The organism is Nostoc sp. (assembly GCF_041747015.1).
GTDB lineage: Bacteria > Cyanobacteriota > Cyanobacteriia > Cyanobacteriales > Nostocaceae > Nostoc.
Genome location: NZ_JBGTFY010000022.1, coordinates 1 through 23,766 on the forward strand (window position 1 = coordinate 1; position 23,766 = coordinate 23,766).

23 protein-coding genes and 2 pseudogenes are annotated in these 23,766 nt (G+C 39.7%); 13 read left to right on the forward strand and 12 right to left on the reverse strand.

Features of this window, described 5'->3' with window-relative positions; all coding sequences use genetic code 11:
• The 5 genes from lhgO to ACEW80_RS01705 form a co-directional block, all read right to left on the reverse strand.
• Positions 1 to 936 (reverse strand): L-2-hydroxyglutarate oxidase (lhgO, locus tag ACEW80_RS01685; RefSeq protein WP_373524935.1); only part of this gene is annotated, 936 nt, incomplete at its 3' end.
• 70 nt (positions 937 to 1,006) lie between these two features.
• Complete coding sequence (rfbF, locus tag ACEW80_RS01690) at positions 1,007 to 1,780, reverse strand: glucose-1-phosphate cytidylyltransferase (RefSeq protein ID WP_373524936.1); 774 nt, start codon at positions 1,778 to 1,780, stop codon at positions 1,007 to 1,009.
• A 552-nt stretch (positions 1,781 to 2,332) separates the two neighbouring features.
• Positions 2,333 to 4,501 (reverse strand): tetratricopeptide repeat protein, encoded by a 2,169-nt coding sequence (locus ACEW80_RS01695; RefSeq protein ID WP_373524937.1) that lies wholly within the window; start codon positions 4,499 to 4,501, stop codon positions 2,333 to 2,335.
• Positions 4,502 to 4,558: 57 nt separating this feature from the next.
• Positions 4,559 to 5,341, reverse strand: coding sequence for a PP2C family serine/threonine-protein phosphatase (locus ACEW80_RS01700; protein WP_373524938.1), 783 nt, complete (start codon positions 5,339 to 5,341; stop codon positions 4,559 to 4,561).
• 50 nt (positions 5,342 to 5,391) lie between these two features.
• Positions 5,392 to 6,066 (reverse strand): VWA domain-containing protein, encoded by a 675-nt coding sequence (locus tag ACEW80_RS01705; protein WP_373524939.1) that lies wholly within the window; start codon positions 6,064 to 6,066, stop codon positions 5,392 to 5,394.
• Between the two features lie 866 nt (positions 6,067 to 6,932).
• Between ACEW80_RS01705 and ACEW80_RS01710 the strand changes: the two genes are divergently transcribed.
• Together ACEW80_RS01710 and ACEW80_RS01715 are read left to right on the forward strand one after the other, a co-directional pair.
• A complete protein-coding gene (locus ACEW80_RS01710) occupies positions 6,933 to 8,339 on the forward strand; it encodes a response regulator (protein ID WP_373524940.1) in 1,407 nt (468 codons plus the stop codon).
• A gap of 53 nt (positions 8,340 to 8,392) precedes the next feature.
• Positions 8,393 to 8,590 carry a type II toxin-antitoxin system VapB family antitoxin gene (locus ACEW80_RS01715; protein WP_373524941.1) on the forward strand — a complete coding sequence of 66 codons (198 nt, stop codon included), beginning with the start codon at positions 8,393 to 8,395 and terminating at the stop codon, positions 8,588 to 8,590.
• A gap of 156 nt (positions 8,591 to 8,746) precedes the next feature.
• On the opposite strand, the gene ACEW80_RS01720 is transcribed toward ACEW80_RS01715, so the two are convergent.
• On the reverse strand, positions 8,747 to 8,986 hold the full coding sequence (locus tag ACEW80_RS01720) for a type II toxin-antitoxin system Phd/YefM family antitoxin (RefSeq protein WP_373524942.1): 240 nt from the start codon (positions 8,984 to 8,986) through the stop codon (positions 8,747 to 8,749).
• Between the two features lie 254 nt (positions 8,987 to 9,240).
• Between ACEW80_RS01720 and pheT the strand changes: the two genes are divergently transcribed.
• The 9 genes and pseudogenes from pheT to ACEW80_RS01765 all read left to right on the forward strand — a co-directional run bounded on the left by pheT (position 9,241) and on the right by ACEW80_RS01765 (position 17,564).
• Positions 9,241 to 11,691 carry a phenylalanine--tRNA ligase subunit beta gene (gene pheT / locus ACEW80_RS01725; RefSeq protein ID WP_373524943.1) on the forward strand — a complete coding sequence of 817 codons (2,451 nt, stop codon included), beginning with the start codon at positions 9,241 to 9,243 and terminating at the stop codon, positions 11,689 to 11,691.
• A 607-nt stretch (positions 11,692 to 12,298) separates the two neighbouring features.
• The gene (locus tag ACEW80_RS01730) at positions 12,299 to 12,847 is read left to right on the forward strand and encodes a hypothetical protein (protein ID WP_373524944.1); all 549 of its coding nucleotides are present in this window, start codon (positions 12,299 to 12,301) and stop codon (positions 12,845 to 12,847) included.
• 41 nt (positions 12,848 to 12,888) lie between these two features.
• Positions 12,889 to 13,863 (forward strand): transcriptional regulator, encoded by a 975-nt coding sequence (locus ACEW80_RS01735; RefSeq protein WP_373524945.1) that lies wholly within the window; start codon positions 12,889 to 12,891, stop codon positions 13,861 to 13,863.
• Positions 13,864 to 13,905: 42 nt separating this feature from the next.
• Positions 13,906 to 13,956 (forward strand): annotated as a pseudogene (locus tag ACEW80_RS01740) (hypothetical protein); the annotation flags it as partial.
• Complete coding sequence (locus tag ACEW80_RS01745; RefSeq protein WP_373524946.1) at positions 13,957 to 14,781, forward strand: WD40 repeat domain-containing protein; 825 nt, start codon at positions 13,957 to 13,959, stop codon at positions 14,779 to 14,781.
• Positions 14,782 to 14,800: 19 nt separating this feature from the next.
• Positions 14,801 to 15,001 carry a hypothetical protein gene (locus tag ACEW80_RS01750; RefSeq protein WP_373524947.1) on the forward strand — a complete coding sequence of 67 codons (201 nt, stop codon included), beginning with the start codon at positions 14,801 to 14,803 and terminating at the stop codon, positions 14,999 to 15,001.
• A gap of 100 nt (positions 15,002 to 15,101) precedes the next feature.
• Positions 15,102 to 16,202: an ATP-binding protein gene (locus tag ACEW80_RS01755; protein ID WP_373524948.1), complete on the forward strand. Its 1,101-nt coding sequence runs from the start codon at positions 15,102 to 15,104 to the stop codon at positions 16,200 to 16,202.
• Positions 16,203 to 16,260: 58 nt separating this feature from the next.
• Positions 16,261 to 16,530 carry a YciI family protein gene (locus ACEW80_RS01760; protein ID WP_334757203.1) on the forward strand — a complete coding sequence of 90 codons (270 nt, stop codon included), beginning with the start codon at positions 16,261 to 16,263 and terminating at the stop codon, positions 16,528 to 16,530.
• A gap of 239 nt (positions 16,531 to 16,769) precedes the next feature.
• The gene (locus ACEW80_RS01765) at positions 16,770 to 17,564 is read left to right on the forward strand and encodes a Tab2/Atab2 family RNA-binding protein (protein WP_373524949.1); all 795 of its coding nucleotides are present in this window, start codon (positions 16,770 to 16,772) and stop codon (positions 17,562 to 17,564) included.
• A gap of 133 nt (positions 17,565 to 17,697) precedes the next feature.
• Here ACEW80_RS01765 and ACEW80_RS01770 read toward each other — a convergent pair whose 3' ends face one another.
• The 5 genes and pseudogenes from ACEW80_RS01770 to ACEW80_RS01790 form a co-directional block, all read right to left on the reverse strand.
• Positions 17,698 to 17,862 carry a hypothetical protein gene (locus ACEW80_RS01770; protein ID WP_373524950.1) on the reverse strand — a complete coding sequence of 55 codons (165 nt, stop codon included), beginning with the start codon at positions 17,860 to 17,862 and terminating at the stop codon, positions 17,698 to 17,700.
• Between the two features lie 119 nt (positions 17,863 to 17,981).
• The gene (dcm, locus tag ACEW80_RS01775; RefSeq protein ID WP_373524951.1) at positions 17,982 to 19,319 is read right to left on the reverse strand and encodes a DNA (cytosine-5-)-methyltransferase; all 1,338 of its coding nucleotides are present in this window, start codon (positions 19,317 to 19,319) and stop codon (positions 17,982 to 17,984) included.
• Positions 19,320 to 19,375: 56 nt separating this feature from the next.
• Complete coding sequence (locus ACEW80_RS01780; protein WP_373524952.1) at positions 19,376 to 19,891, reverse strand: hypothetical protein; 516 nt, start codon at positions 19,889 to 19,891, stop codon at positions 19,376 to 19,378.
• Positions 19,821 to 20,354 (reverse strand): hypothetical protein, encoded by a 534-nt coding sequence (locus ACEW80_RS01785; protein WP_373524953.1) that lies wholly within the window; start codon positions 20,352 to 20,354, stop codon positions 19,821 to 19,823. Before ACEW80_RS01785 ends, ACEW80_RS01780 begins: the two co-directional genes overlap by 71 nt.
• Positions 20,355 to 20,658: 304 nt before the next feature.
• Positions 20,659 to 20,832: pseudogene (locus tag ACEW80_RS01790) on the reverse strand (DUF2470 domain-containing protein); the annotation flags it as partial.
• Between the two features lie 177 nt (positions 20,833 to 21,009).
• On the opposite strand from ACEW80_RS01790, the gene ACEW80_RS01795 reads away from it, so the two are divergent.
• On the forward strand, positions 21,010 to 21,765 hold the full coding sequence (locus tag ACEW80_RS01795; RefSeq protein ID WP_373524954.1) for a metallophosphoesterase family protein: 756 nt from the start codon (positions 21,010 to 21,012) through the stop codon (positions 21,763 to 21,765).
• Positions 21,766 to 21,814: 49 nt separating this feature from the next.
• On the opposite strand, the gene ACEW80_RS01800 is transcribed toward ACEW80_RS01795, so the two are convergent.
• Positions 21,815 to 22,678 carry a M48 family metallopeptidase gene (locus ACEW80_RS01800; RefSeq protein WP_373524955.1) on the reverse strand — a complete coding sequence of 288 codons (864 nt, stop codon included), beginning with the start codon at positions 22,676 to 22,678 and terminating at the stop codon, positions 21,815 to 21,817.
• Between the two features lie 384 nt (positions 22,679 to 23,062).
• Here ACEW80_RS01800 and ACEW80_RS01805 point away from each other — a divergent pair, with 384 nt between their 5' ends.
• Positions 23,063 to 23,593, forward strand: coding sequence for a DUF4330 domain-containing protein (locus ACEW80_RS01805; RefSeq protein ID WP_373524956.1), 531 nt, complete (start codon positions 23,063 to 23,065; stop codon positions 23,591 to 23,593).
• The last annotated feature ends 173 nt before the right edge of the window (positions 23,594 to 23,766 follow it).

The following is a 23,766-nucleotide window of genomic DNA, read 5'->3' on the forward strand; positions in this document are numbered from 1 at the left end:
GATTTCTTGGATGCCTTCAGGGGCGTGTTTGGCTGCCAATTTCCAGAAACCGGGATAGGTGATGACTTCCAGAAAATCTCGTAAGTCAAAGTCGGTTTTTTTGTAACCTTCGCGTTTGAACGATAGAACCGCGTTTGGCCCCGCATGGACGCTACCATCAATCATCCGGGTAAAGTGGACACCCAGGAAGGGAAAATCTGGATTGGGGACTGGGTAGATTAGAGTCTTGACCAGATAGCGTTTTTCTGGGGTGAGTTCGTAGTATTCTCCCCGGAATGGCACAATTTTTGCTTGGGGTTCAACTTGGCCTAATTTGGCGGTGCGATCGCTATGCACTCCAGTACAATTAATTACAAAGCGGGTTTCAAAGTTACCGTTGTTTGTTTGCAGTACCTGATTTTTACCACTTGGGGAGATTTTCAGAACTTTTGTATTCAGGTGTAAATCTCCACCCTGCTCTTGAATTAGCTGGGCGTATTTCAAACAAACTTGCTTGTAATTAATAATCCCAGTTGAGAATACCCGAAGCCCACCTACACATTTTACGTGAGGTTCAATTTCCTTGACTTCTTCCGGGCTGATTCTCTGGACTTCTATGCCATTATCTAAGCCGCGTTTGTAGAGATTTTCTAAGCGTGGTAGTTCTTGTTCTTCAGTTGCAACAATTACTTTACCACAAACTTCATGCTCAATTCCATGCTCTTGACAAAACTCTACCATAGAGCGAGAACCATCACGACAAAATTTAGCTTTGAAACTCCCTGGCTTGTAGTAAATACCAGAATGAATCACCCCGCTATTATTGCCGGTTTGGTGAAATGCCCATTGGCTCTCTTTTTCTAGTACTAAAATACGGGCATTTGGATAGCGTTTTCCTAAAGCTAATGCTGTAGAGAGTCCAACGATTCCCCCACCTATAATCGCAAAATCATACATTAGTATTATCGCACTTAAAATTACAGTAAATCTATGAAGTCATTTGTCATTTAACTCCTAACTCTCCCCTCTACCAAACTTTCCAAGGAGCTTGACTGTTCTTCCATAGCCCCTCTAGATAGTTTTTATCGCGCAAAGTATCCATCGGTTGCCAAAAACCATCATGTTTGAAAGCAGAGAGCTGTTCCATATCAGCTAGCTTTTCTAATGGCTCTTGCTCCCACACCGTAGAGTCATCAGCAATCAAATTGATTACTTCTGGTTCTAACACAAAATAACCGCCATTAATCCAAGCTCCATCACCTTCTGGTTTTTCCCGAAAGCTGGTGATTTTAGTTTGCTCATATCCTAAAGAAATAGCTCCAAAACGTCCGGCTGGTTGAACGGCTGTGAGTGTTCCTAAGGTGTTTTGTGCTTTATGAAAGTTAACTAGCTCGGTGATATTAATATCACTTACACCATCACCATAAGTGAAGCAAAAAGTCTCATTGCCAATATGTTCACTGATTCGCTTTAAACGTCCGCCTGTCATTGTATTATCACCCGTATTTACTAAGGTGACACGCCAGGGTTCAGCATAACCAGAATGCACGTTCATCTGGTTAAATCGCATATCAAAGGTTACATCTGACATGTGTAAGAAGTAGTTAGCAAAATACTCTTTAATTATGTAACCTTTGTAACCACAACAAATGATGAAGTCATTTATGCCGTGGGCAGAGTAAGTTTTCATTATGTGCCACAGAATTGGCTTACCACCAATTTCAACCATCGGCTTGGGTCTGATACTGGTTTCTTCACTGAGGCGTGTACCAAGACCTCCAGCCAAAATCACCGCTTTCATGCAATTACCTCGGAGATTTGTAGGGATATTATTATCAGGAAAGAATTCAGGAATCAGGAGTCAGGAGCCAGAATGGGCTAAACCTTAGCTATCCGCTAGCAGAATTTAATTCTGTGCGCCCCCACCAAATCTGTAATTTAGTAGTTCTCAATTAGTGGCGGTCACTAAGCTTTATCGTACCCTTACGGGGAAGCTACGCGCAGCGTCTAGTAGAGAAGTGCGGGTCTGAATCCCCTACTTTCTTATGATTATTCTGACTTCTGACTTTCTCGACATGAAGAGGATGCACTTAGAGAGGGAAAAATTGATTTCTTATTTCTTCTTCCCCGTCAATAATCTAACTATAATTTTCGGCAAAATTATAAAGGAAACATAAATTAAAATATTTTATATATAAAAGCTCTATGAATATCTAGAAACATGAAAATAAATTACTTAATTAAATAAAAATGTTACCCATAAAATAACTAGGATTAGCTGGTGCTAACCCTAGTCAGGCTTAGTTTCTGAAATCAAAACCAATAATATACAAGTAAAAAAACTTACTTGTTTCTAGTTAGTTTTTTCCAGATTACTTGGAGTTTGGAATAAAGGGTCACATTTGTTTTCTACGACTACACACATATTACTGAGTGCTTGCTGATAATTATCCATATCATTTTGCTCAAGAAAGATTTTGGCAGATGCCTGTATATCTTCGATAGCTTTTGCCTGGTTTTTGTTAGATTCACTACCACCATATTGTGCCAGTTCATAGCGAACCATACCTCGTTTGAGATATACTTTTGCTAGTTTAGGACTAATAGTTAATGCTTGGTTAAAATCAGCGATCGCTAGATTATATTCTTGCTCATAATTGCTGCTATATTGAGCAATTTGATAATAGACAGCACCCCGTTGAAAGTAAGCTTCTGCTTGGGATGCATTAAGTTTTATTGCCTCGGTAAAATCTGCGATCGCTCTTTTGTAAGCTTGTTGAGATTCACCGCTATATTTAGCAATTTGGGCGCGGACAATCCCCCGTCTGATATGAGCTTCAATTTCTTTATTATCCAGTCCAATAGCACGATTATAGTCGGTGATCGCTAGGTTATACTCTGTATCAGGATCGTTGCTATATTCAGCGAGCATATAGCGGACATTACCTCGATTAACCAGAGCTTTGATTTGATTGGGGTTGATTTTGAGAGCTTGGCTATAATCTCCAACCGCCCCTTCGTAGTCTTTCAAGTTAGAGCGGGCATTGCCACGATTGACAAGAACTATAGCATGGGTAGGTTCTTGTTCAATTGCTTCAGTAAAGTTGACAATTGCTTTTTCATAGTCTCGCTCTTTGTAAGCAGCATCACCCTGCTGAGAGTAATCGGCGAAGCTGAGTTTGTTATTACTTATCTGGCTAGCCTGCAATGTTTGTTGAGTGTAAGCATTTTGGGAAACTAACGGCTGAGTAAATTTAATCATCACGTCCGCATATCCCAATAAACCAAAACCTAGCAAGCAACAAATAATCGGGTAAAACTTTGACCTCTTGAGAGGTTTATAAGATGAACGACTTGGGGTAATTACTGGCTGCCAATTAGCTAGGTGCGATGACATGGCTCGCTGTGGAAAGCGCGGTGTCTGGGTGTAGTGCTTTCTCGGTTTAATTCGCGGCTGTAGATGTTCTCTAGCTTCTATAGCCCGATGTGATGGAAAGGGGTCGCGTCCACCTAATCGCACAGTACGTTCACACCACGGACAGCTACGCATATGATTGTTGTAGCGATGCTGAGGATTTGTAGTACAGGTAATCAGGGAATCTTCAGCTTCAGCTATTGCCGAGAGCCAAGTTTGGGCACTGGGGCGCAGCAGTGGGTTGTTGTGACCTTCTTCAAAACAACGGACAAATAGCTCTTGTAAGCTGGGATGGAGAATTTCCCAAGCGGGTGCAACGGGTGTGGGAAGGTAAGGTACGTAACGCTTTTGGCTGTAAGTGAAATGACCCGATGCAATGCGGGCTTCGTAGGGCGGTGGCTCAATAGCGCCTTGAAAAATCCCCGAAAATGGGTGGGTGCCTTCCATTAAGAGTTGAAATACTAGCACCGCTAACCCAAATAAATCGTGAGAGATTTCGCGATCGTGTTGGGCAAAAGTTTTATTCTGGAGTTCTGGTGGGGTAAACTCTGGTTTACCTACTGGGCAGCGATAAACAACATTATTGCTTGGATCGAGTACTTGGAAAGAGTCTGTGTCTATCAAAGTCACCAGTGCTGTGTCACTGACGAGGATATTTGACTCATTCACATCACCAATGCAATATCCACTAGCGTGCAAAGCTGCAAAAGCTGCCGCCAGGTTTCGAGCCGTGCGGAGCAGGTACTGATAGTTGAATAGGGGGCAGTGTTGGCGACGGGTTCTAGGGTTGTAAAAGTCGATAATTGGCCGCATCCCCTGAATACGTGGCATCAAAAAGCCAAGGATGCTATTTTTGCCATCTGCTGCCCGTAATAAATCCTCCGGCCAAGCGATTGAGATATGCCCCAAACTAGCCGTCGGGTTTTCCGGCGGGTTGGCAAGCATTGCTTGGAGTTTATCAGCATGGGCTGTCGTTGGTTTGTGGTAAATCTTCGCCACCAAGTTGTTATCGGATGGCACTGTATAAACACAAGCTTCACCCCCACGCCCCAAACTGACACTGAGGCTGAGGATTTCTTTTCTAGGAGAACAACGTAGTACCTGCATAATGAAATTACCGCTAACGGGAGTTATTGTAAGATGTGAAACCTGTAGATTTATTGCTTATGAGTTGTTGAATGCAGCTATAATGAGTGTCAAATCATCATCAGTGCGTTGCGTAATCCGTTCTGAGTGTAAAAATTTTACCAATTGCTCCTTAGCTTCTGTCTTATCCTCGGTATTGGCTACAAATTCAAACAGTGGAAAAAAGAACGGTTTGTGAGGTTCGCCAACAACCATGTTCAAAGCCAGCATTTGGAGTCCGTCAGTAATTATACCAACATTGGCTATGTCTGTGCGCCATAATCTCATCTGCGCTGTATCTAAGGCAGTCGGCGAAGTCAAAAAAGTGGTTTCGTTAATGTATTCGCCGCTGTCAGGAATCGTCAGTGCCAGGAGGTTGCCCGTGCAATCTTTTGCCACTGCCAAACCATCACCTATCTGTGCCACACCGACAAGTTCTGGTGTAGCGACCATCATAATTAAGGTAGTTGCTAAATCTTGAGGCTGTTTGTCACAAGCAGCCGCCTCATCCTCCACAGCTTTTTTGGCCGCTAGCATGGCATCATTTAAAAGCGATCGCACATAGCTATCATCAGTCAAAATGCTTCGGGTCAGTCCTTTAGTGGAAATGTTTTCTATTGCTGTCTCCACAGCAACCATCGCTCCCACTTTCCCAAGGCTAGCAGAACCGGCACCATCTGCTGCCGCCGCCACTAAAATATTATCTGACAATATCTGCCAGTGATGAGCATCCTGACATAACTGGTCGTTTTTTAAGTGACTTGTACCACATACAGACGCAGCCACAATCCGCCATTGAGCAATCTGTTTTGATATGTTCATAGATTTTTTTCTAACAGCTTGATGTTTACACAGCTAGCTGCAAGCTTTAATTAAACAGTCCCCCAACCAATCGGCGGTAGTGCTACCTGTTCGTCCATCTGCGAATGAGAAACAGCTGACATACTAGTTGACAACCAGACAAACATCTCAATAAAATTTAATCCTTTGAGTTTCAGGGGGGTACGCACAGCTATTTGATTTAAACGTGTCATGTTCGCATTTTCTACACCAACTGTAAAAAATGCTACGCGCTTACTTGCTTCATCTCCTTGTAGTCGCTTGGCTGCTTGTTCTACCACCTGCTCTAACTCGCCTTGCGGTTCTCCATCGGTAATCATGAATACCCAAGGACGATAGTAAGCAATGCCATTGGCACGATACTGAGATTTACGCTCTTGAATTATGTCTAAAGCTTTATGAATTCCTGCACCCATTGTAGTCAAACCCTGTGCTGTCAAAATGGGCGGATTGAATTGATCGGCAGTCACAAAGTCTTGTATGACATTGATATTACTATCAAAAGTTACGATCGCTACTTCCACCCGTCTTGCGGCTAAGGAATTTTTGACTAATTCATCCTTTAAGCTTAGTAAACCCTGATTTAAAGCCTCAATCGGATCTCCTTGCATCGAGCCAGATGTGTCTAGTAAAAGGACACAAGGACAACGTGGTTCTGGATTCTCGGCAAATTCTACTACTTCATCAAGTCTTAATGTATCAGGCATAACTTTTTGTGTTATGTTAAAATTCAAAACCTTATTTCCCTTTTCTCAAAGTATAGAGTTTTAATCGACGAGGCGATTATAGATATAGTATCTAGTGGTAGATGCTCTAATCTTTATTAAACAAATTATCTTAACCAAGTTTTCTACATAATATTTAAGAAGAACTTGAGCATCGCTTAGTTTAGCAAAAAATAGTTTATCAAAACCCAGCATTAGCTGTTGTAGTGGATCTACCAAAAATTTATACCCATTGAACTTAATGTACAATAAATACGTAAACTTTCCTCGATAAGTTTTTAAAGATTTTATGTAGGGGAATCGCTCCTTCATAGAAAACTTATTAACCATAATTAAGATTATTAGCTTTAAAAGTGTACCAATGTAACTGTGCGAACTTTGAATCAAGTTTGTCTAGGAAGTGAGTCGGTATAAATCAATGTAGTTATTAGGGTCTTCAACCAAGAGTTGTCGGTAGTTAATAAAACTAGAATTAACTGACATCTACTAATAGTCTAGCCATAATGAGTGTTTACCTTTATTCATCCTCACTGTAATTGAGACAACTGTTCAGCGGCAGGGAAACTCGAAGTCCCCATAGAGTGTGAATTAAGGGCGGTAGGAAGAGAAGTTTTTCATGTATCTTTTGGTATACCCAGTTCATGATGGCTACTTGTTTTTTATTTGTCAGTAAAAGGTATAAAATATGCTAGTTGACTTTATGTGTATTATAAATTTTGATATATAAGTACATATTTTAAAAGAAATAATCTGTACGTAGAGAAATATTACAACAAATAAAATACTTTATAACTGATATTTTCAATCTACAAATATTTGGTTGCTATTCCGCAAAAAACTTGAGAAATATGAATAATTCAGGTACATTCACCAAACTACGTCCTCTAAATTTGTTAAGACAATTATCCAATTGCTCTGATAGTACTTGTTTACAAGCATTAAGTAACTCAGTCTCTTGGTCAATTTACTTAGAACAGGGCAAAATAACCTATGCTACCCATTCAGTAGAACCCTTTGATCGATTAGAGCGTCATTTGCGTCGCCTTAGTTACCAAATTCCACTACTTACCAGCGAGGTTCGGGTTCAAGTACGTCTGATGTTTGAACCTGACTCACACAGTCAGTTAATTGAACATGATAGCAATTCGAGAAGCCACCCTCTTGAATATCAGGCTATATCCTGGCTTGTTAGTCAACAACATATACATTATACACAAGCAGCAGTCCTGATTCAAGAATTGGTTAAAGAGGTAATTGAATCATTTTTGCTACTCAAAGAAGGTACTTATGAATTAACAGCACCACTTGATATAATACCAAAAACTTGCAGACTAGATGTGGAACAAATTCTAGAATATTGCCAAGTAAGATTACAGAATTGGCAGGCTTTTGTTCCCCAAATTTCTTCTCCATATCAACGTCCATATCTGTTGATTAACAGCAAATTTGAGGAAAAAGATTTACCAAACCTCCAGCCAGATTTAACTAACTGGATGAAGGGTTTCAGCTTGTGTCATCTAGCTGCAATTTTGAATCAAGATGAAATCCAACTGGCTCGAAGTTTATACCCTTACATCCTTAAGGGTGCGATTATCTTGCATGAACCTGATCCACCATTTGATAAATTACCAAAGATATTTGAAGAGCGATCGCTACAACGGGCTACGCCTACGCTATTATCAAAATTGAGTCCAGAGTTAGTTGACACTAAAGAAAAATTAAGCACTATCGTCAACCCTTACCCCGATATTTCTGAAGAGAATATAGCTCCTGTTCAGCGATTACCACAGATTTCTGCCCCTCCAAAAGAAAACTTTCAGGAACCAACAATATTAAATAACATAAATATTGCTTCCCAAAGAGTAACGGCTGCTACTGTAACTACACAAAAAGTCCACAAAATCGTTTCTGTAGATGATAGCCCCACAATTCTTAAAGAAATTAGCCATTTTTTAGAAAATGAAAACTTTTCTGTAGTTACTATTAACGATCCAGTAAAAGCCGTTTTGTCAATTATCAGGCACAAACCGGACTTAATTTTGCTGGATTTAAATATGCTAGGAATTGATGGTTATGAGTTGTGTCGAATTATCCGAAATAATTCAATATTTAAGAAGACTCCCATTATTTTTGTCACTGGGAGTAAAGGAATTGTAGACAAAGTAAAAGCGAAATTGGTAGGAGCATCTGGATATCTGACTAAACCATTTACTCGCACTGAATTATTGAAAATAGTCTTTATGCATTTGACTTAAATTAACCACAAAATCTTTGGTAATTCGTAATTCGTAATTAGAAGAATTTGCACATGACTACTAATCTAGAAATTGACGAAAACTTAATTAAGGAAGCTCTCGAACTTGGCGGTCATCCAACTAAGGATGCCGTTGTTAAAGAGGCATTACGAGAGTATGTGCAAGGTCGAAAGCAACTGAAAATTTTGGAGCTATTTGGCACGATTGAATACGACGATGATTATGACTACAAGCAACAGCGTCGGAATTAAGAATACTTGTAGGTTGGGTTGAATTAAGTGAAAGCCAACAAACCCCGCAAAATGTTGGGTTTCGTTCCTCAACCCAACCTACACATTAAATATTTGGTGATAACTTCTCAGGCTCACTGTCCCACCAAATAAAAATATGAGTATCTAATAAAACCTTCATAAACCCCAAAAAGAATCTGGTAAAGGATGATCAAAATCATCAATCATTACCATAGAGCCACGATTTAAACCCGCTTTGGGAACTACAGGCTGTTCTTGGGGTTGAGACAAAGGCAAAACCCTTGCCCAAGGCACACCCTGCCGAGTTAGCGTCATTTCAACATGATTTTGGATATCTGACAATAAATCAGCTAAATTATCCGATAAGTCAGCAATATCGAAAGTTTTTGATGACATTTTTATTTATGCCCTACTCATTACCAGTATTATATTAAGAGTCCTAAATCAATTGCTCACAGCAAAAAGTTGAGTTTGTTGAGAACAGAAGCCAAGACGCCAAGAAAAAATTACCATGAGAGACTGTTCTGCCAGTCTAACGTAGTAGGATTGTTCAAGTAAAAGGGTACGTCTTGCGGGATGAGTAGCCATCGATCGCTAGTAAACACCCTAAAATTAGAGCAAAAGACGATTCCTAAAAAAAAGCACACTCCATGCGTATTTCTCTAAATTGGCTGCGCGAACTAGTAGAGATAAAACTTAGTCCCAAAGAATTAGCCGAAACCCTTACAATGGCGGGGTTTGAGGTTGAAGAGATTGAAGACCGCCGTACTTGGGCAAATGGCGTGGTTATCGGGAAAGTCCTTGAGCGTCAACCCCACCCCAACGCCGATAAATTGAGTGTTTGCCAAGTCGATATCGGTGCAGATGAGATTTTAAATATTGTCTGTGGCGCTGCCAATGTGAAGGCAGATATCTATGTGCCGGTGGCAACTACGGGTACTTACTTACCCAACATCGATTTAAAAATTAAACCTGCAAAACTGCGTGGTGTTCCATCTCAGGGGATGATTTGTTCTTTAAAGGAACTCGGTTTGCCCACTGATGTAGACGGAATTCATATTTTTACCCAAGAAAATTTACCATTGGGTAGTGATGTCCGTCCATTGTTGGGTCTAGATGATGTAATTTTAGACCTCACCGCAACTGCTAATCGCGCTGATGCTCTGAGTATAGTAGGCGTAGCTAGAGAAGTAGCAGCTTTAACGGGTGGAAAGTTGAGCATTTCTCAACCGGGTGAAGTCTCTATTCCCAAAAATGCCGGAAATTTAGCTTTAAAAATTGCCGATACCCAAGCTTGTCCTGCATACATCGGTACGGTAATTGAATCGGTCAAAATTGCCCCGTCTCCCGAATGGTTGCAACAGCGTTTGCGGGCTGCTGGGGTACGTCCCATCAGTAATGTGGTCGATATTACTAACTACGTTTTGTTGGAATGGGGACAACCACTGCACGCCTTTGATAGCGATCGCCTACAATCTCTTACAAATGGCGAAAATTTAACCATCGGCGTTCGCTTCGCCACTGCTGGAGAATCCCTCAAAACCCTGGATGGACAAACTCGCACTCTAGCATCCCAAAATTTGTTAATTACCGCTAACGACAAACCCGTTGCCCTGGCGGGAGTCATGGGTGGACAAGAAACAGAAGTCCATGAAGGGACTCAAAGCCTAGTTTTAGAAGCAGCTTTATTTGATTCCGTGGCAATTCGGCGTTCTTCCCGGAGTGCAGGTTTAAGAAGTGAGGCTTCTGGCAGATATGAACGGGGAGTTAATCGGGCTGAGTTGGAAATAGCTAATCGCCGCGCTTTGTCCTTAATTAGCGAATTAGCTAGTGGAATTATTGTGCAGCAGGAAATTGCCGATACCCGCCCCGATCCGTCTACCTGGAGTCGTTCCATTGAACTGCGTTTAGACCGAGTTAATCAAATACTCGGGCCAATCGAATTGGAAGAAGACATGGGAGAACTCCAAGAACAAGATGTTGAGCGCGTCCTGACTGCATTGGGATGTCAATTGACTCCTTCAGGAGAAGATACCACCCATCAACGTACATGGTCAGTTTCCGTACCACCCTATCGTTACCGCGACTTAGAGCGGGAAATTGATTTAATTGAAGAAATCGCTCGTCTCTATGGCTACAATAAATTTTGCGATACTTTACCAGAAAAAGCCGAAGCTGGTTATTTGCCTTTAGATCAAGAACTGATTCGTAAGTTACGAGCTTTCCTCCGGGCTGAAGGATTGACAGAATTGATCCACTATTCTTTAGTCAAACCAGGAGAAGACAGAAATATAGTCCTGTCAAACCCCTTATTTGCAGAATATTCAGCGCTGCGAACCGATTTGATATCTGGTTTAGTTGATGCCTTTCAATATAATTTAGAGCAGGGTAATGGTGCCCTCAATGGCTTTGAAATCGGACAAATTTTCTGGCAAGAAGAAGACGGTTTGGAAGAAACAGAAGCTCTTGCTGGGATTGTGGGAGGCGATCGCACCCTTGGAAAATGGTCAAAAAGTGGACAAGAACAACCCCTAACCTGGTTTGAAGCCAAAGGCATTTTAGAAAGTGTATTTCGGCAACTTAGCTTGGAAATCGAATTTCAACCCGATCGCCGCGACGATCGCTTACATCCAGGACGCACCGCTTCTTTGTGGATTCGGGGTAACAGACTGGGTATTTTTGGACAACTCCATCCCCAATTACGGCGAGAAAAAGGTTTACCAGACTCCGTTTATGTTTTCCAGTTGGATCTAAATGTGGTTTTAGATTCTCTAGAACAAGATGAAATTCTCACGCCGGCGTTTCAGCCCTATTCTACTTACCCAGCTAGCGATCGCGACATCGCCTTTTTTGCACCCGTGAAAGTATCAGTTACCGAACTGGAAAAAGCAATTACCCAAGCTGGCAAAGATTTGCTCGAATCAGTGGAATTGTTTGATGAATATCGTGGTGAAAATGTCCCGGAAGGACAGCGGAGTTTGGCATTTCGCTTAATTTATCGGGCAAGCGATCGCACTCTTACTGAGGCTGAAGTTGAACCAGTACACAATAAAGTCCGTGAAGCTTTGGTGGAAAAATTTGGAGTGAACCTGAGAAGTTAGGAGTAATTACCCCCCTTAATCCCCCCTTAGAAAGGGGGGAAACCGAAAATCCAGTTCCCTCCCCTTTACAAGGGGAGGGTTAGGGTGGGGTAATTCGAGGACTGATAGTGATTCGATAACTTGTGTGTACACCGTAGCCTTATAAAGGGGGGAAACAAGAAATCTAGTTCTGGCATTTGTTGATTCGGAGTTCGCATTTGTTGATTCGGAGTTCGCATTTGTTGATTCGGAGTTCGCATTTGTTGATTCGGAGTTCGCGTTTGTTGATTCGGAGTTCGCATTTGTTGATTCGGAGTTCGCGTTTGTTGATTCGGCGATTGCATTTGTTACATCTGGTTTAGCGATCGCCTCTAACAACACTAATCCCATTTGCTTCAATAAAGCAGTGTTACATCAGGGCAACCATGTTCAATTAGACACTTGGCATAGCGAGTATCGCAGTTGCAACCCCGTGCGTAAGCTTTGTTATAGCAGCACCAGTATGTTTTGGCAGATGTTTAAATACAACAACGTTACGTTATGCAACTATAATATTACTCAAAAGCACTTACTGTATAATTTGCTATAATTTTACTCGTAAAAAATAGTAAATTTTCGGTCATAGACCATGATAGAATTTGCCGCCATTACTTCAGTGATTAGTAAATATGCTCCTCAAGCTAGTCAACTAATCATTAAACAAGCTCAAAAAAACGAAGCTGTTATCAAAGTTCTACAGGAATTAAAACTCAATCCTACCCAAATTCCTGATGATGTTGATGGGGTTTATGCTTACACTCTGGTAAAATATGGTGTATTTAAACCTGGAGCAATTTTAAACCTGTTTAGAGAGAAAGTAATTAAAGATTATTTTTGGGCTGCTTACAGTTCTAATTCTCCCTTTCAATTTGCAAACAAAACAAAAGAATTTCTTCATCAAAATAGCGAACTAAAAACGCAAATAATCAATGCTAAAATTAACTTCTTGGGTGAATTAGAAGAATTTGGCGAAGCTTTTATCGCAGTTGCTAAACAAACAAAAGCTTCAAAATATCAGCCTTATCCAGATTGGAATTTAGATGTTTATCCCAAAGAATTTCAAGCCTTAATCTTTGAAAAACTCGCTTATTTTGCGGTCGTGATTTTGTTTTCAAGGCTATTCAAAAATTCTTCATAACTCAAAATAAGGGTTATTTTAGTGTGATTGGGGATGCAGGAATGGGTAAAAGTGCGATCGCTGCTAAATACGTTTTAGCTACTAAGTTTCCTTGTTATTTTAATGTTTTCGCAGAAGGACGCAACAAACCAGAAAAGTTTTTAGCCAGTATTCGTCAACAATTAATTAAGCGTCATTCTCTCCAAAATGCAGACAACGCTGATTTAAGGACTTTATTGCAAAAAGCTAGTGAAGAACTAAAAGGACAAAAACTTGTAATTGTTGTTGATGCACTAGATGAAGTAGAGCAAGAAGGAAATGGTAATCTTTTAGATTTACCACAAAATCTTCCCGATGGAGTCTATTTTTTACTGACTAGAAGACTTTATAATCAAGAAACAAAACGTTTAAATTTGTCTCCAGATACTCCTGTAGATGAATTGGATTTAACAAAGAGTGATTATACAGCTTTGAGTCAAGAAGATGTAAAAGAGTATATTCACTTATTTTTGAAGAATGATCATAAACTAAAAAGTTGGATTAATGAGCGCAATATTTCTGAGGATAATTTTACTCAGGAAATAGCGGTAAAAAGTGAAAATAATTTTATATATTTACGCTATCTATTACCCGGAATCTCTGAAGGTAAATATAATGATTTAACTTTAAAGGGATTGCCACAAGGTCTTCAGGATTATTATACGACTCATTGGAATCGGATAGGGATGGATAATGAATCGAATGAAAAGAAAGTAAAAATACTGTATATATTGGTAGAAAGAGGTGAGCCAATATCCATAAACATGATTGCAGAAATTCTTGATGAGGATGAATATGAGGTGAAATCGGTGTTAAATGATTGGGTTGAGTATGTAACACCGAAAGTAAATGAAGATGAACAAAAAACTTACTATAGTATTTATCATCGAAGTTTTATGGAATTTCTCAAAGGGCAAGACAAACTAGGTAAAGGTCGAAAACTGTTTAAAGAAGTTAATAAGAGTATGGCTAATTATATGGCAAAGGAGATGGCATAAAATGGGGGGAATTTCCACTAAATTAGCCTCAAAATCAGTAGAATTTCAAAATTTGTTTCTGGTTCAGATGACAAGACCCTGAAACTGTGGGATTTGCAGACGGGTAAGGAAATCTCTACTCTGACTGGTCATAACTCCAGGGTAACAGCAGTAATGATTGCCCCAGATGGAAAAACAGCCGTTTCTGCTTCATATGATGAGACCCTGAAACTGTGGGATTTGCAGACAGGAAAGGAAATCTCTACCCTGACTGGTCATAACTCCAGGGTAAATGCAGTAGCGATTACCCCAGATGGAAAAACAGCCGTTTCTGCTTCATCTGACAACACCCTGAAACTGTGGGATTTGAAGACAGGAACGGAAATCTTTACCCTGACTGGTCATAGCAACTGGGTAAGAGCAGTAGCTATTGTCCCAGATGGCAAAAAAGCTGTTTCTGTTTCCTATGACAACACCCTGAAACTGTGGGATTTGCAGACAGGAAAGGAAATCTCTACCCTGACAGGTCATAACGACGCAGCAATGTCAGTAGCGATATCCCCAGATGGTCAAAAAGCCGTTTCTGGTTCAGATGACAAGACCCTGAAACTGTGGGATTTGCAGACAAGAAAGGAAATCTCTACCCTGACAGGTCATAACGACTCAGTAATGGCAGTAGCGATATCCTCAGATGGTCAAAAAGCCGTTTCTGGTTCAAATGACAACACCCTGAAACTGTGGGATTTGCAGACAGAAAAGGAAATCTTTACCCTGACAGGTCCTAAGGAATCGATAAATGCAGTAGCGATATCCTCAGATGGTAAAAAAGCCGTTTCTGCTTCTGATGACAAGACTCTGAAGCTGTGGGATTTGCAGACAGGAGCAGAAATCTCTACCCTGACAGGTCATAACGAATCGGTAAATGCAGTTAGAAGGTGAAATGGAGGAGATGATGAAAATGAAACTCATTGAATTACGCACAAAAGGTTATCAAGCCTTAGTTAAAGAGTTGGGACAACTTGACACAATTCGCTTTTTACAAAAAATGGGTTGGGGTTCTGGTGATTATACAAAAGAACGTCAAGAGTCTCTAAAAAATGTAACAAGAGCAGAATTTTGGCAAGATATTGAAGAAAATAGAAAAGAAACAATAGGCTAAATAATTCGTAATTCGTAATTAAATCTTAAAGATGATTCTAGCGTGATCGCTTGTTAATTCCAGAAATTGAATTCCTTCTAATAGGAAATGAAATAAATCAATGTTTAATAACACACCTGTCAAAAATCCGAGAGGACATCCCAAAGAATTTAAAGCAATTATTACAGAAAAAAGCCGTAATTTTGTCTGTCGTGAATTTGTCTTTTCTGCTATCAACAACTTTATCAATCAATATGACCGGGGCTACTTTACTATTATCGGTGATCCTGGTATTGGTAAAAGTGCCATTCTTGCCCATTATGTCAGCCAAAATCCCGGCGTTGTCTATTACAATGTCGAAATTACAGGTAAAAATCGCGTTGAGGAATTTCTGACGACGATTTGCACTCAATTAATAGAAATTGCCCAACATCAAGGTAGTAAAAATGTCACCACGAACTTTCCTGATTTTACCACAGAAGGCAGTGCTTTTTTATCGTTGTTACTGCAACAAATCAGCGATAGATTGCATCCAGAGCAACATTTAATTATTACTATTGATGGCTGCGATCGCATTGATATCAATAATCAACCACGCGGCTCAAATATATTCTATTTACCCCGTTATCTCCCAGAAAAAGTTTATTTTATCCTCACCCGTCGTCCGTTTCTGACAGATAAATCAGGTTTATTAATTGAAAATCCAGCCCAATCTTTCGATTTATCAGCCTACTCGGAACAAAATCGCGCTGATATCCAGGAATATATTAAAAGTTATTTAGATGAATCATGTCATTCTGAGAGTCGCGTTAGCGAAGAGAAGAATCCTGGAGATGTTTCGCTCAACATGATAGAGCAAGCTTTTGATGATAATGAAACCAATTTTATGTATGTTAGGGAAATCTTAGCAGCTATTAATGAGGATATTTATCCACCAAATTTACAACTCTATTACCAAAATCATTTAGAAAAAATGAATTTAGCAGCCAGTAAACAGCAACCAATGGCTTTACAGGTGTTAAATATCTTAGTTCAAGAGCAACCAATATCAATAGAAGCGATCGCAGAAAGATTAGATGCAGATGAATATGAAATCAAGGTAATTTTAGACAAGTGGCGAGAGTTTTTACATTTAGAATCAATAGCAGCAGAAATACATTATAGTTTTTATCATGCTAGTTTTCGTGATTGGTTGAGGCAACAAATTGAGTCTAACTTTTGAGTTTGGCATGGCACTCACCCTTTTTTTATAGATTAATCAGTAGGAGTAACAAGCAATTATGCCTAAATATGTAGTCTGGGGAACTTATTGCGAAGACGTTCTTGAAAAACGTACCCCCCACCGTCAAGCTCATTTAGACGGATTAGCAAAACAAAAAGAATCCGGTGTACTGATTACTATTGGCCCCACCAAGGATGTCACAAAAGTTTTTGGGATTTACGAAGCCGAAGACGAAGCCACCGTGCGCCAGTTAATTGAAAATGATCCCTACTGGAAAAATGGCATCTGGACTGAATATTCTGTCAAAGAATGGATTCAGGCTTTTTAAATTAAGTATGGGACATTGGGCATGGGAAGATCAGCATGGACGTTGGTTGAACCTCTGAGCATGAACGTTAAGCTACATCTCCCCCAATACTGCTTGCTCGGTTAAGCCTAAAAAATAAAATGTGTAGGTTGGGTTGAGGAACGTAGCTTGCTTCCCGAAGGGTAACCCAACATTTTACGGGGTTTGTTGGGTAATGCATTGCCTCAACCCAACCTACAAATATTCTTATCTTCCCACTTATGAAAATTTGGCAAGTTGATTTTTATCGTCGTCCGTTACCAGATGAATCTGGACAAGTTTTATGGAAGTTGTTGATTTGTGATGTAACTCGTAGCTTTGAGTATGAGGCTATCTGTCCACAATCGCAAGCAAATTCTGTTTGGGTTGCTGCTCAACTTGAGCTAGCATCTGGTGAAAAATTGCCAGATGTGATTCAGGTATTTCGTCCTCAGTCACTAAGTTTAATTGAGGCGGCTGGACGCAATTTAGGTATTAATGTCGAACCTACCCGCCACACTTTGGCATTGAAGCAGTGGTTACAAGAAAAGCAGTATCCTTCAACCCTGGATAAACCGCCTCCAGCACCATTACCAGAAAACCTTTGGGGAGAACAATGGCGTTTTGCGACTATGGCTGCTAATGATGTAGAAACCAGATTTAGCGATCGCCCCATTCCGATTCTGCACATTCCAGAACGTCTCAAGCCCATCAATTTGGGTTTAGCGTCAACAGTCCCCGTCCCTGGTGTGATAATTTATGGTGGAAGGCGATCGATGCCCCTAGCACGGTGGTTACAGCAAGCCCGTACTGTGGCGTTGAACTACATTTCTGGCGCACCGGACGGCTTAATATTAGAAGCTGGCTTAGTCGATAGGTGGATTGTTGCTACTTTTGAAGATCCAGAAGTTACAACAGCAGCCGAAACATTTGAACAGCGAAAAAAGCATTGCCGAGGATTGCATTTTTTGTTAGTGCAACCCGATGATTCTGGGATGACTTACAGCGGCTTTTGGTTATTGCAAACAGAAGCTTGATACAACAGAATTCAGGAGTCAGAATTCTGAATTAGAATAGACTCTTACAAGATATAATAATGAAGTTTAGCCGAATGGCAACTGGCATAAAAGAGAAATTAAGCTACCAAGCGACTTTGTAGACACCTCTAATTCAATACTGTTGCTGCTGCTGTAATAGCAAGTCTGCTTGCTGTTGTTGCTGCTGCTGTAATAACAAGTCTGCTTGCTGTTGTTGTTGAAACTGTGATTGAGATGTAAAAATCGTAAACCACATCATAAAAATGGAAAACCATAATACAAAAGTTCCATCTTCCATTGGATTCACCTTCAAAGTTCCAATAACAACCTACCCCATTATGCTTTAACATTCAATACTACATACTATATTTAAGTGCATACATCAATAAGCTGCTAGCAGAACACCGCCGCCGAATTTTAGCAGCAGAAATGATTGCAGCGCTCAAGCAGGATGCTAAAGATCCAGAATATCAAGGTTGCTGGAGATGGGATAAATGCTAGAGAGTAAAAGGCGATCGCTTCCTGAGCCACAGCTTTTACTACATTAATACTTACAGAATTTCCTAATTGATAATAAGCCTTATCATCATGGGAATGAAGTATAAAGCTATCAGGAAAACCTTGCAGCCTTGCAGCTTCTCGCGGAGTTAGTCGCCGCACTCTCTGATTGTGATAAACTCCCAATCTATTGGCATCACTAGCAACTAACGTTACTGAAATCTTATTTGGATCTACAAACTTATAAACTTCAAATGAAAAGTTACCTGATAGAGGTTTATATTTATCATTAATAAGTTTTAGATATTTTTTTCTAACCAGTGAATTCAAAACTTTTCCTAAATTGGGATGTTCAAAAAAGCTAGCTATTTGCTCTTGAGTTAAGAGTTTACCATCTTGTTCCTGTCCAAATTCTTTATTACGTCTCTTTAAGATGAAACGGTTCATCAGTTCAATTTCCTCGGCACTACACTCGCCACGCAATCCTAAATTCCAGGAATGAATAGAGTTTCCACCCCGATAATCAATCAGCCTGATCCCATGTAAGCGATTTAAATCATTATTAAATATTCGTTTCAAAGCATTGACAAACTTTGGTGAGCAATTATACTTTTCATCTGGATTACTTTCCAAAATGTCAGCAACAGTCACAGATTTTTCTGAAGGGTAAAACAAAGATAACTGCTGAGGATTATATGAATGGGAATCTTTTGGTCCCACATCAGAAATCAATTTAAAAGTGGGAGAAGCATCTAAAATTCCTATCAGATATATGCGGACACGATTTTGCGGTAAGCCAAAGTTTGCACTATTGAGTAAAAAAGCATGAAAACTATAACCTCTTTTTTGAATTTCATACTTAATAGTTGCTAATGTTCGCCCTTGATCATGACTGTAAAGCCCTCGGACGTTCTCAAAAATAAAAGCTTGTGGTTTATAAGTATCAAGTAATCTTGTTATTTCAAAAAATAGTGTACCTCGCGTATCCACAAACCCTTCTTTTTTGCCAGCATGAGAAAAAGATTGACAAGGAAACCCAGCTAATAAAAATTCATGTTCTGGTAATTTCTCAATTAATCGAATGTCACCTAAAGCTGTTTGAGAAAAGTTTTTTTCATAAACTAATTGAGCATCTGTATTGATTTCGCTGCTTAAAACACATTCAGTTTCTATATTTAAAGAATGAGCCGCCTGTTCAAAGGCTAATCTAATTCCCCCTATTCCTGAAAATAAATCAACAAACCGAATCTTCTGCATAGATAGTAAGTTACTTTTATCGCAAAGTTTAATAGATTACGTAGGCTTACTTATTTTTACAAAAAATACTCCTTTAAAAAACTACAAAGCACATCAAGCTCTTTAAGAGAAAATGCCACTGTACAATGACTATATGAACAAATTGTTTTTAGAGCATTTTCTCTTTGGAAGTTGCCAGCACCATCGAAAACATAACCTATTTTATATCCAAGTGTTTCAATTTGCTCAAAGCGAGATTTAGCTTGTCCTGCCTTACGCTCGATTACACTATTTGTAGTTACCTGAAAGCTAACTTCTATTCCTACATACTTGTTTTCTTTAGAAGCTACAATATCAAACGTTGTCGGACGATCATTAGATTCGGTATGACTTATGCCAGGTAAATGACCATTTCCCTTAATATTAATATTAGGAATATCAAGGTTGTCTTCTAAATAATTTTTAACCAAAGTTTGAGTAATTTGCCCTAAAGTATTTGATTGAGAGCCAGCAGTGATACGACTAACCCATATATCTTTGCTTAATAAATTTTTGCAATTTATCTGGTAGACCAATGTAGTTACCGATTTCACACTTTGCTAGTATTTCTGCTGTTTTTTCATCAATAGAACTACCACTAAACAAAACTACGGCTATTATGTCTTTGTGCAGTTCCGAAAGAGGCTGATTTACTAGTAGTTTTTTGCCACTGATACCAAGTTTAGTGTTATTGAGTTGACCCAGCACAGGCAAAACTCGAAAGCTATAGTTATAATTTTGTGTATTCCATAAATAATCTAACTGTCCCAAAGGGAAGATTGAGTTAAATTGACTGTTTAATCGTTGAAGCATTTCACCGCCAAAGTCAGCTAGCACGAGTAAATGTTTTAGAAAGAGATTTGCTGACATATTTGAAGAGTTAACTATTTGAAATAATCCTTCTAAGCTAGACATATCAACGCTCAAAATGGCAATAAATTGGTCTTGAGTTTCAATGAGTTTTGGAATTATACTAAGTTCGGCTTCTTGTCTAGATAATTCTGAAGGCCAAAACATAGAGGCTAACTTACGCAGTTCATCAACGGTTCTCTAATAATTCGGATTCAGCATAGTAAGTATGTCATTCAGTTGAGTAGCTGAGATCAAGCCGCTAGCATTTTTTTCTATAAAGCGATCGCTCACTCATCAGTACGATTGCTTAAGAAAATCAAGATTGTTGCAGTGTATTACAATACCCTATCACAACCCTAGTACAACTACTCATTTATATCAAATATAAGTAATATTTAACACTCTCAATAATTAGAATTTTGAGAAAATCAATACGCAAAACAATATTCGATCTAAGTTGAAACGATTTCTATTTTGCCTTGACTCGCGCTTGCTTCACCATTGCAATCAGAGTTTGATGGGCATCTTCCGCATCTGCTAAAACATGATCAAACTGAATGCGAACTGGCATAGCTTCCCCATTGACTTGTGCTGTTAAATCCATACCTTGTGCATCAATTAACACCATTTGGGCTGCGAACGCTTAAATTTTCCTAAAAAGTCTTTACTATAGCCTATACATATCATAAGTCAACTTTATTCACTAGGCGAATAATTAAATTAAAATAAAACTTATCCAGTATTTTTATCTTTCACTGCGGAAACCAGACAGCTTAAACTGTAGCAAAAGTATTAGCCAAAATTATTAAAGCTAAGAACAATGAGCGAAAATAGCCCCAGACGAATTGTAATTGGGGATGTGCATGGACACTATGAAGGTTTGATGACATTGTTGGAGGCGATCGCCCCCACCTCAGATGATAAAATCTATTTTCTGGGAGACTTAATTGATCGTGGCCCCAATAGCGCACAAGTAGTTAATTTTGTCAAACGAAATAACTACTCATGTTTGCTGGGAAATCATGAGCAAATGTTAGTAAACATTCTGACCAATGAAAGGACTTCCTCCTCGACGATGCAAGCATGGTTGTATGGTGGAGGGCAAGCTACCGTAGCCAGTTATCACGAGGCTACAATCCCCGACGACCATCTAGATTGGTTAAAAGGTTTGCCTACGTATCTTGACTTGGGGGATATTTGGTTAACTCATGCTGGTGTTGACCCTTCCAAGTCTGTGAAAGAACAAACAGCCGATCAACTGTGCTGGATACGAGAGGAATTTCACAGTATTGAAAAACCCTACTTTCCAGACAAGCAAATTATCATCGGTCATACTATTACCTTTACTCTGCCAGGTGTTTCTCCTGGTAAACTGGCACAAGGACAGGGATGGCTAGATATAGATACTGGGGCTTATCATCCCCGAAGTGGCTGGTTGACTGGACTGGATGTAACAAATAACTTGGTTTATCAAGTCAATATTTTTAGAAGCCATCTCCGTGTCTTGCCTTTAGAAGAGGTAGTAATTAACGTTGATCCAGCCAAAGTCAGAGTTGATCGCCGTAATCAGAATTGAGCAACATTCGAGATGGGGAGATGAGGGGAATAACCAATGGTCAATACCCTTAAGACCTCGCTAATGGTCGAATATTCGCTTTATAATTAGCATTATCCAGCCCATAATTTGCATTACTAGGTTGGGACTTAATTGCACTTCTGAGGCCATTAATGCGATCGCTGGTTCCGGGGTGCGTACTCAAGAATGTTGGCACAGAACCACCCTTTTTCAGCAGCTTTTGCATAAAAGTAACCATTCCAGACTGGGCATAACCAGCGCGTGTCAAAGTTCTTAAGCCTCTTTTATCGGCATCAAATTCATCTTGACGACTGCGGGGACGATTTAAGGCAAGTTCTACACCAATGCCCACGGCTGTATTGCGATCTAAACCAGTTGCGCTTGCTAAACCACTAGCGATCGCTTTTTGCCGCATCTGTTTAACCAGGTGTTTCCCGCCAATGTGACCAATTTCATGGGCGATGACACTTGCGAGTTCCGCTTCATTATCGGCGGCTTTCAGCAAACCTGTGTGGACATATACATAGCCTCCTAAAGTGGCAAAGGCGTTAATAGCATTATCTTCCACTACTTGGAAAGTAAAGGGAAGATTGGGGCGATCGCTATTAGCTGCTAAACGCCGGCCAATTTGTTCTACATAGCTATTAACTTCAGAATTCCGGTAAAGTTTGACTTGACTCCCCAGTATTTCCTGATTAATCTGCTTACCAATATCAGTTTCCTGGCGATCGGATATGTTAGAAAGCTGAAGTACCTGGACTCCCTGCAATATAAGAGGTAAGAAGTCTAAAGTTCTTCCAGGCAAGGGTGTACTCAGGCACAGACTCAGGGCGACTACCACCGAAATTAGCGGATAAAACCAGCGACGCCGCCACCTAGAGTAATTTACAACAAAACTTTTCCAATTGAACATAATACGCTTTGAAGATTATTTCGGGAGAATATAAAATGATCGGACAAATTGTGAGACGGATTTAGAGTATTCTAAGTTGCATTCTTAACTCAATACCAAAGGAGTTGTTACACAAATAATCCTTACGCAAATCTACCGAACTGCGTAGGACTGGGGATTCCCTCTAGAGATAGGCTTAAGCACTAGATTTTAGTTATCAGTCTTAACAAGTAAAAGTTTGAGGGTTAACGATCGCTCCTCGGAACTTACGAACTCGTGATAAACTGTCGCATAATCGCACCCCCCGGATGCTTTGAGTTATTACCAAATAGGAAAAATTACCCTTTCCATCGAAAACCTTCTTGCTACAATCAATTACTTCGCTATTATCTTGGAAAACTTTTTATGGCTATTTTAGATTCAAAAGGTCGTTTGTTCGGCAAAATTAACCTCCTAGATTTAGGTGCTGCGCTGGTAACTCTGCTAGTTATATTTGTTATCTTGTCTACTATCTTATCTAGCTTGGGTCTTGCCCAAGTCGGTGAGAAAATAGTACCCATAGAAGTAGACTTAGTAGTTCGTGGTTTGAATGTACGTGATCCTGAGCAATTATTTAACAATGGCTTAAAAAAAGGTGGCAAAACTGATGTAATTATCCGCAATCAACCCTATGGACAGATTCAGATTAAATCCGTTCAACAGCTACCTAGAACAGTCAATGTTTCCCAACCTGATGGCACTGTTAAAGAATTGCCAGATCCAAAGACCAATAATTTTAGTACAGATATGATTCTAACCTTAGAAGGTAAAGCCAAAAGCACTGAAAGCGGACTAGTTCTAGGTAGCAGTAAAGTGAAAATTGGTATGCCAATTGAGTTAGAAGGTTTTAACTACAACTTCAATGCAACTGTTATTGATATCAGATTTGACAAATAGCATTCACATTTTCTTTGATATATTTCCCCCATTGCCTTCCGCTCTGGGAGTCACAAGTTTCCTACAAAATAAGGGAGAGATAAACTCTCTCCCCCTTACAATGCTTATTATTCCTATTTGCCGGAAATTTTCTTTTTTGGATATATCATACCAATTCACGAAAATCTCGATAC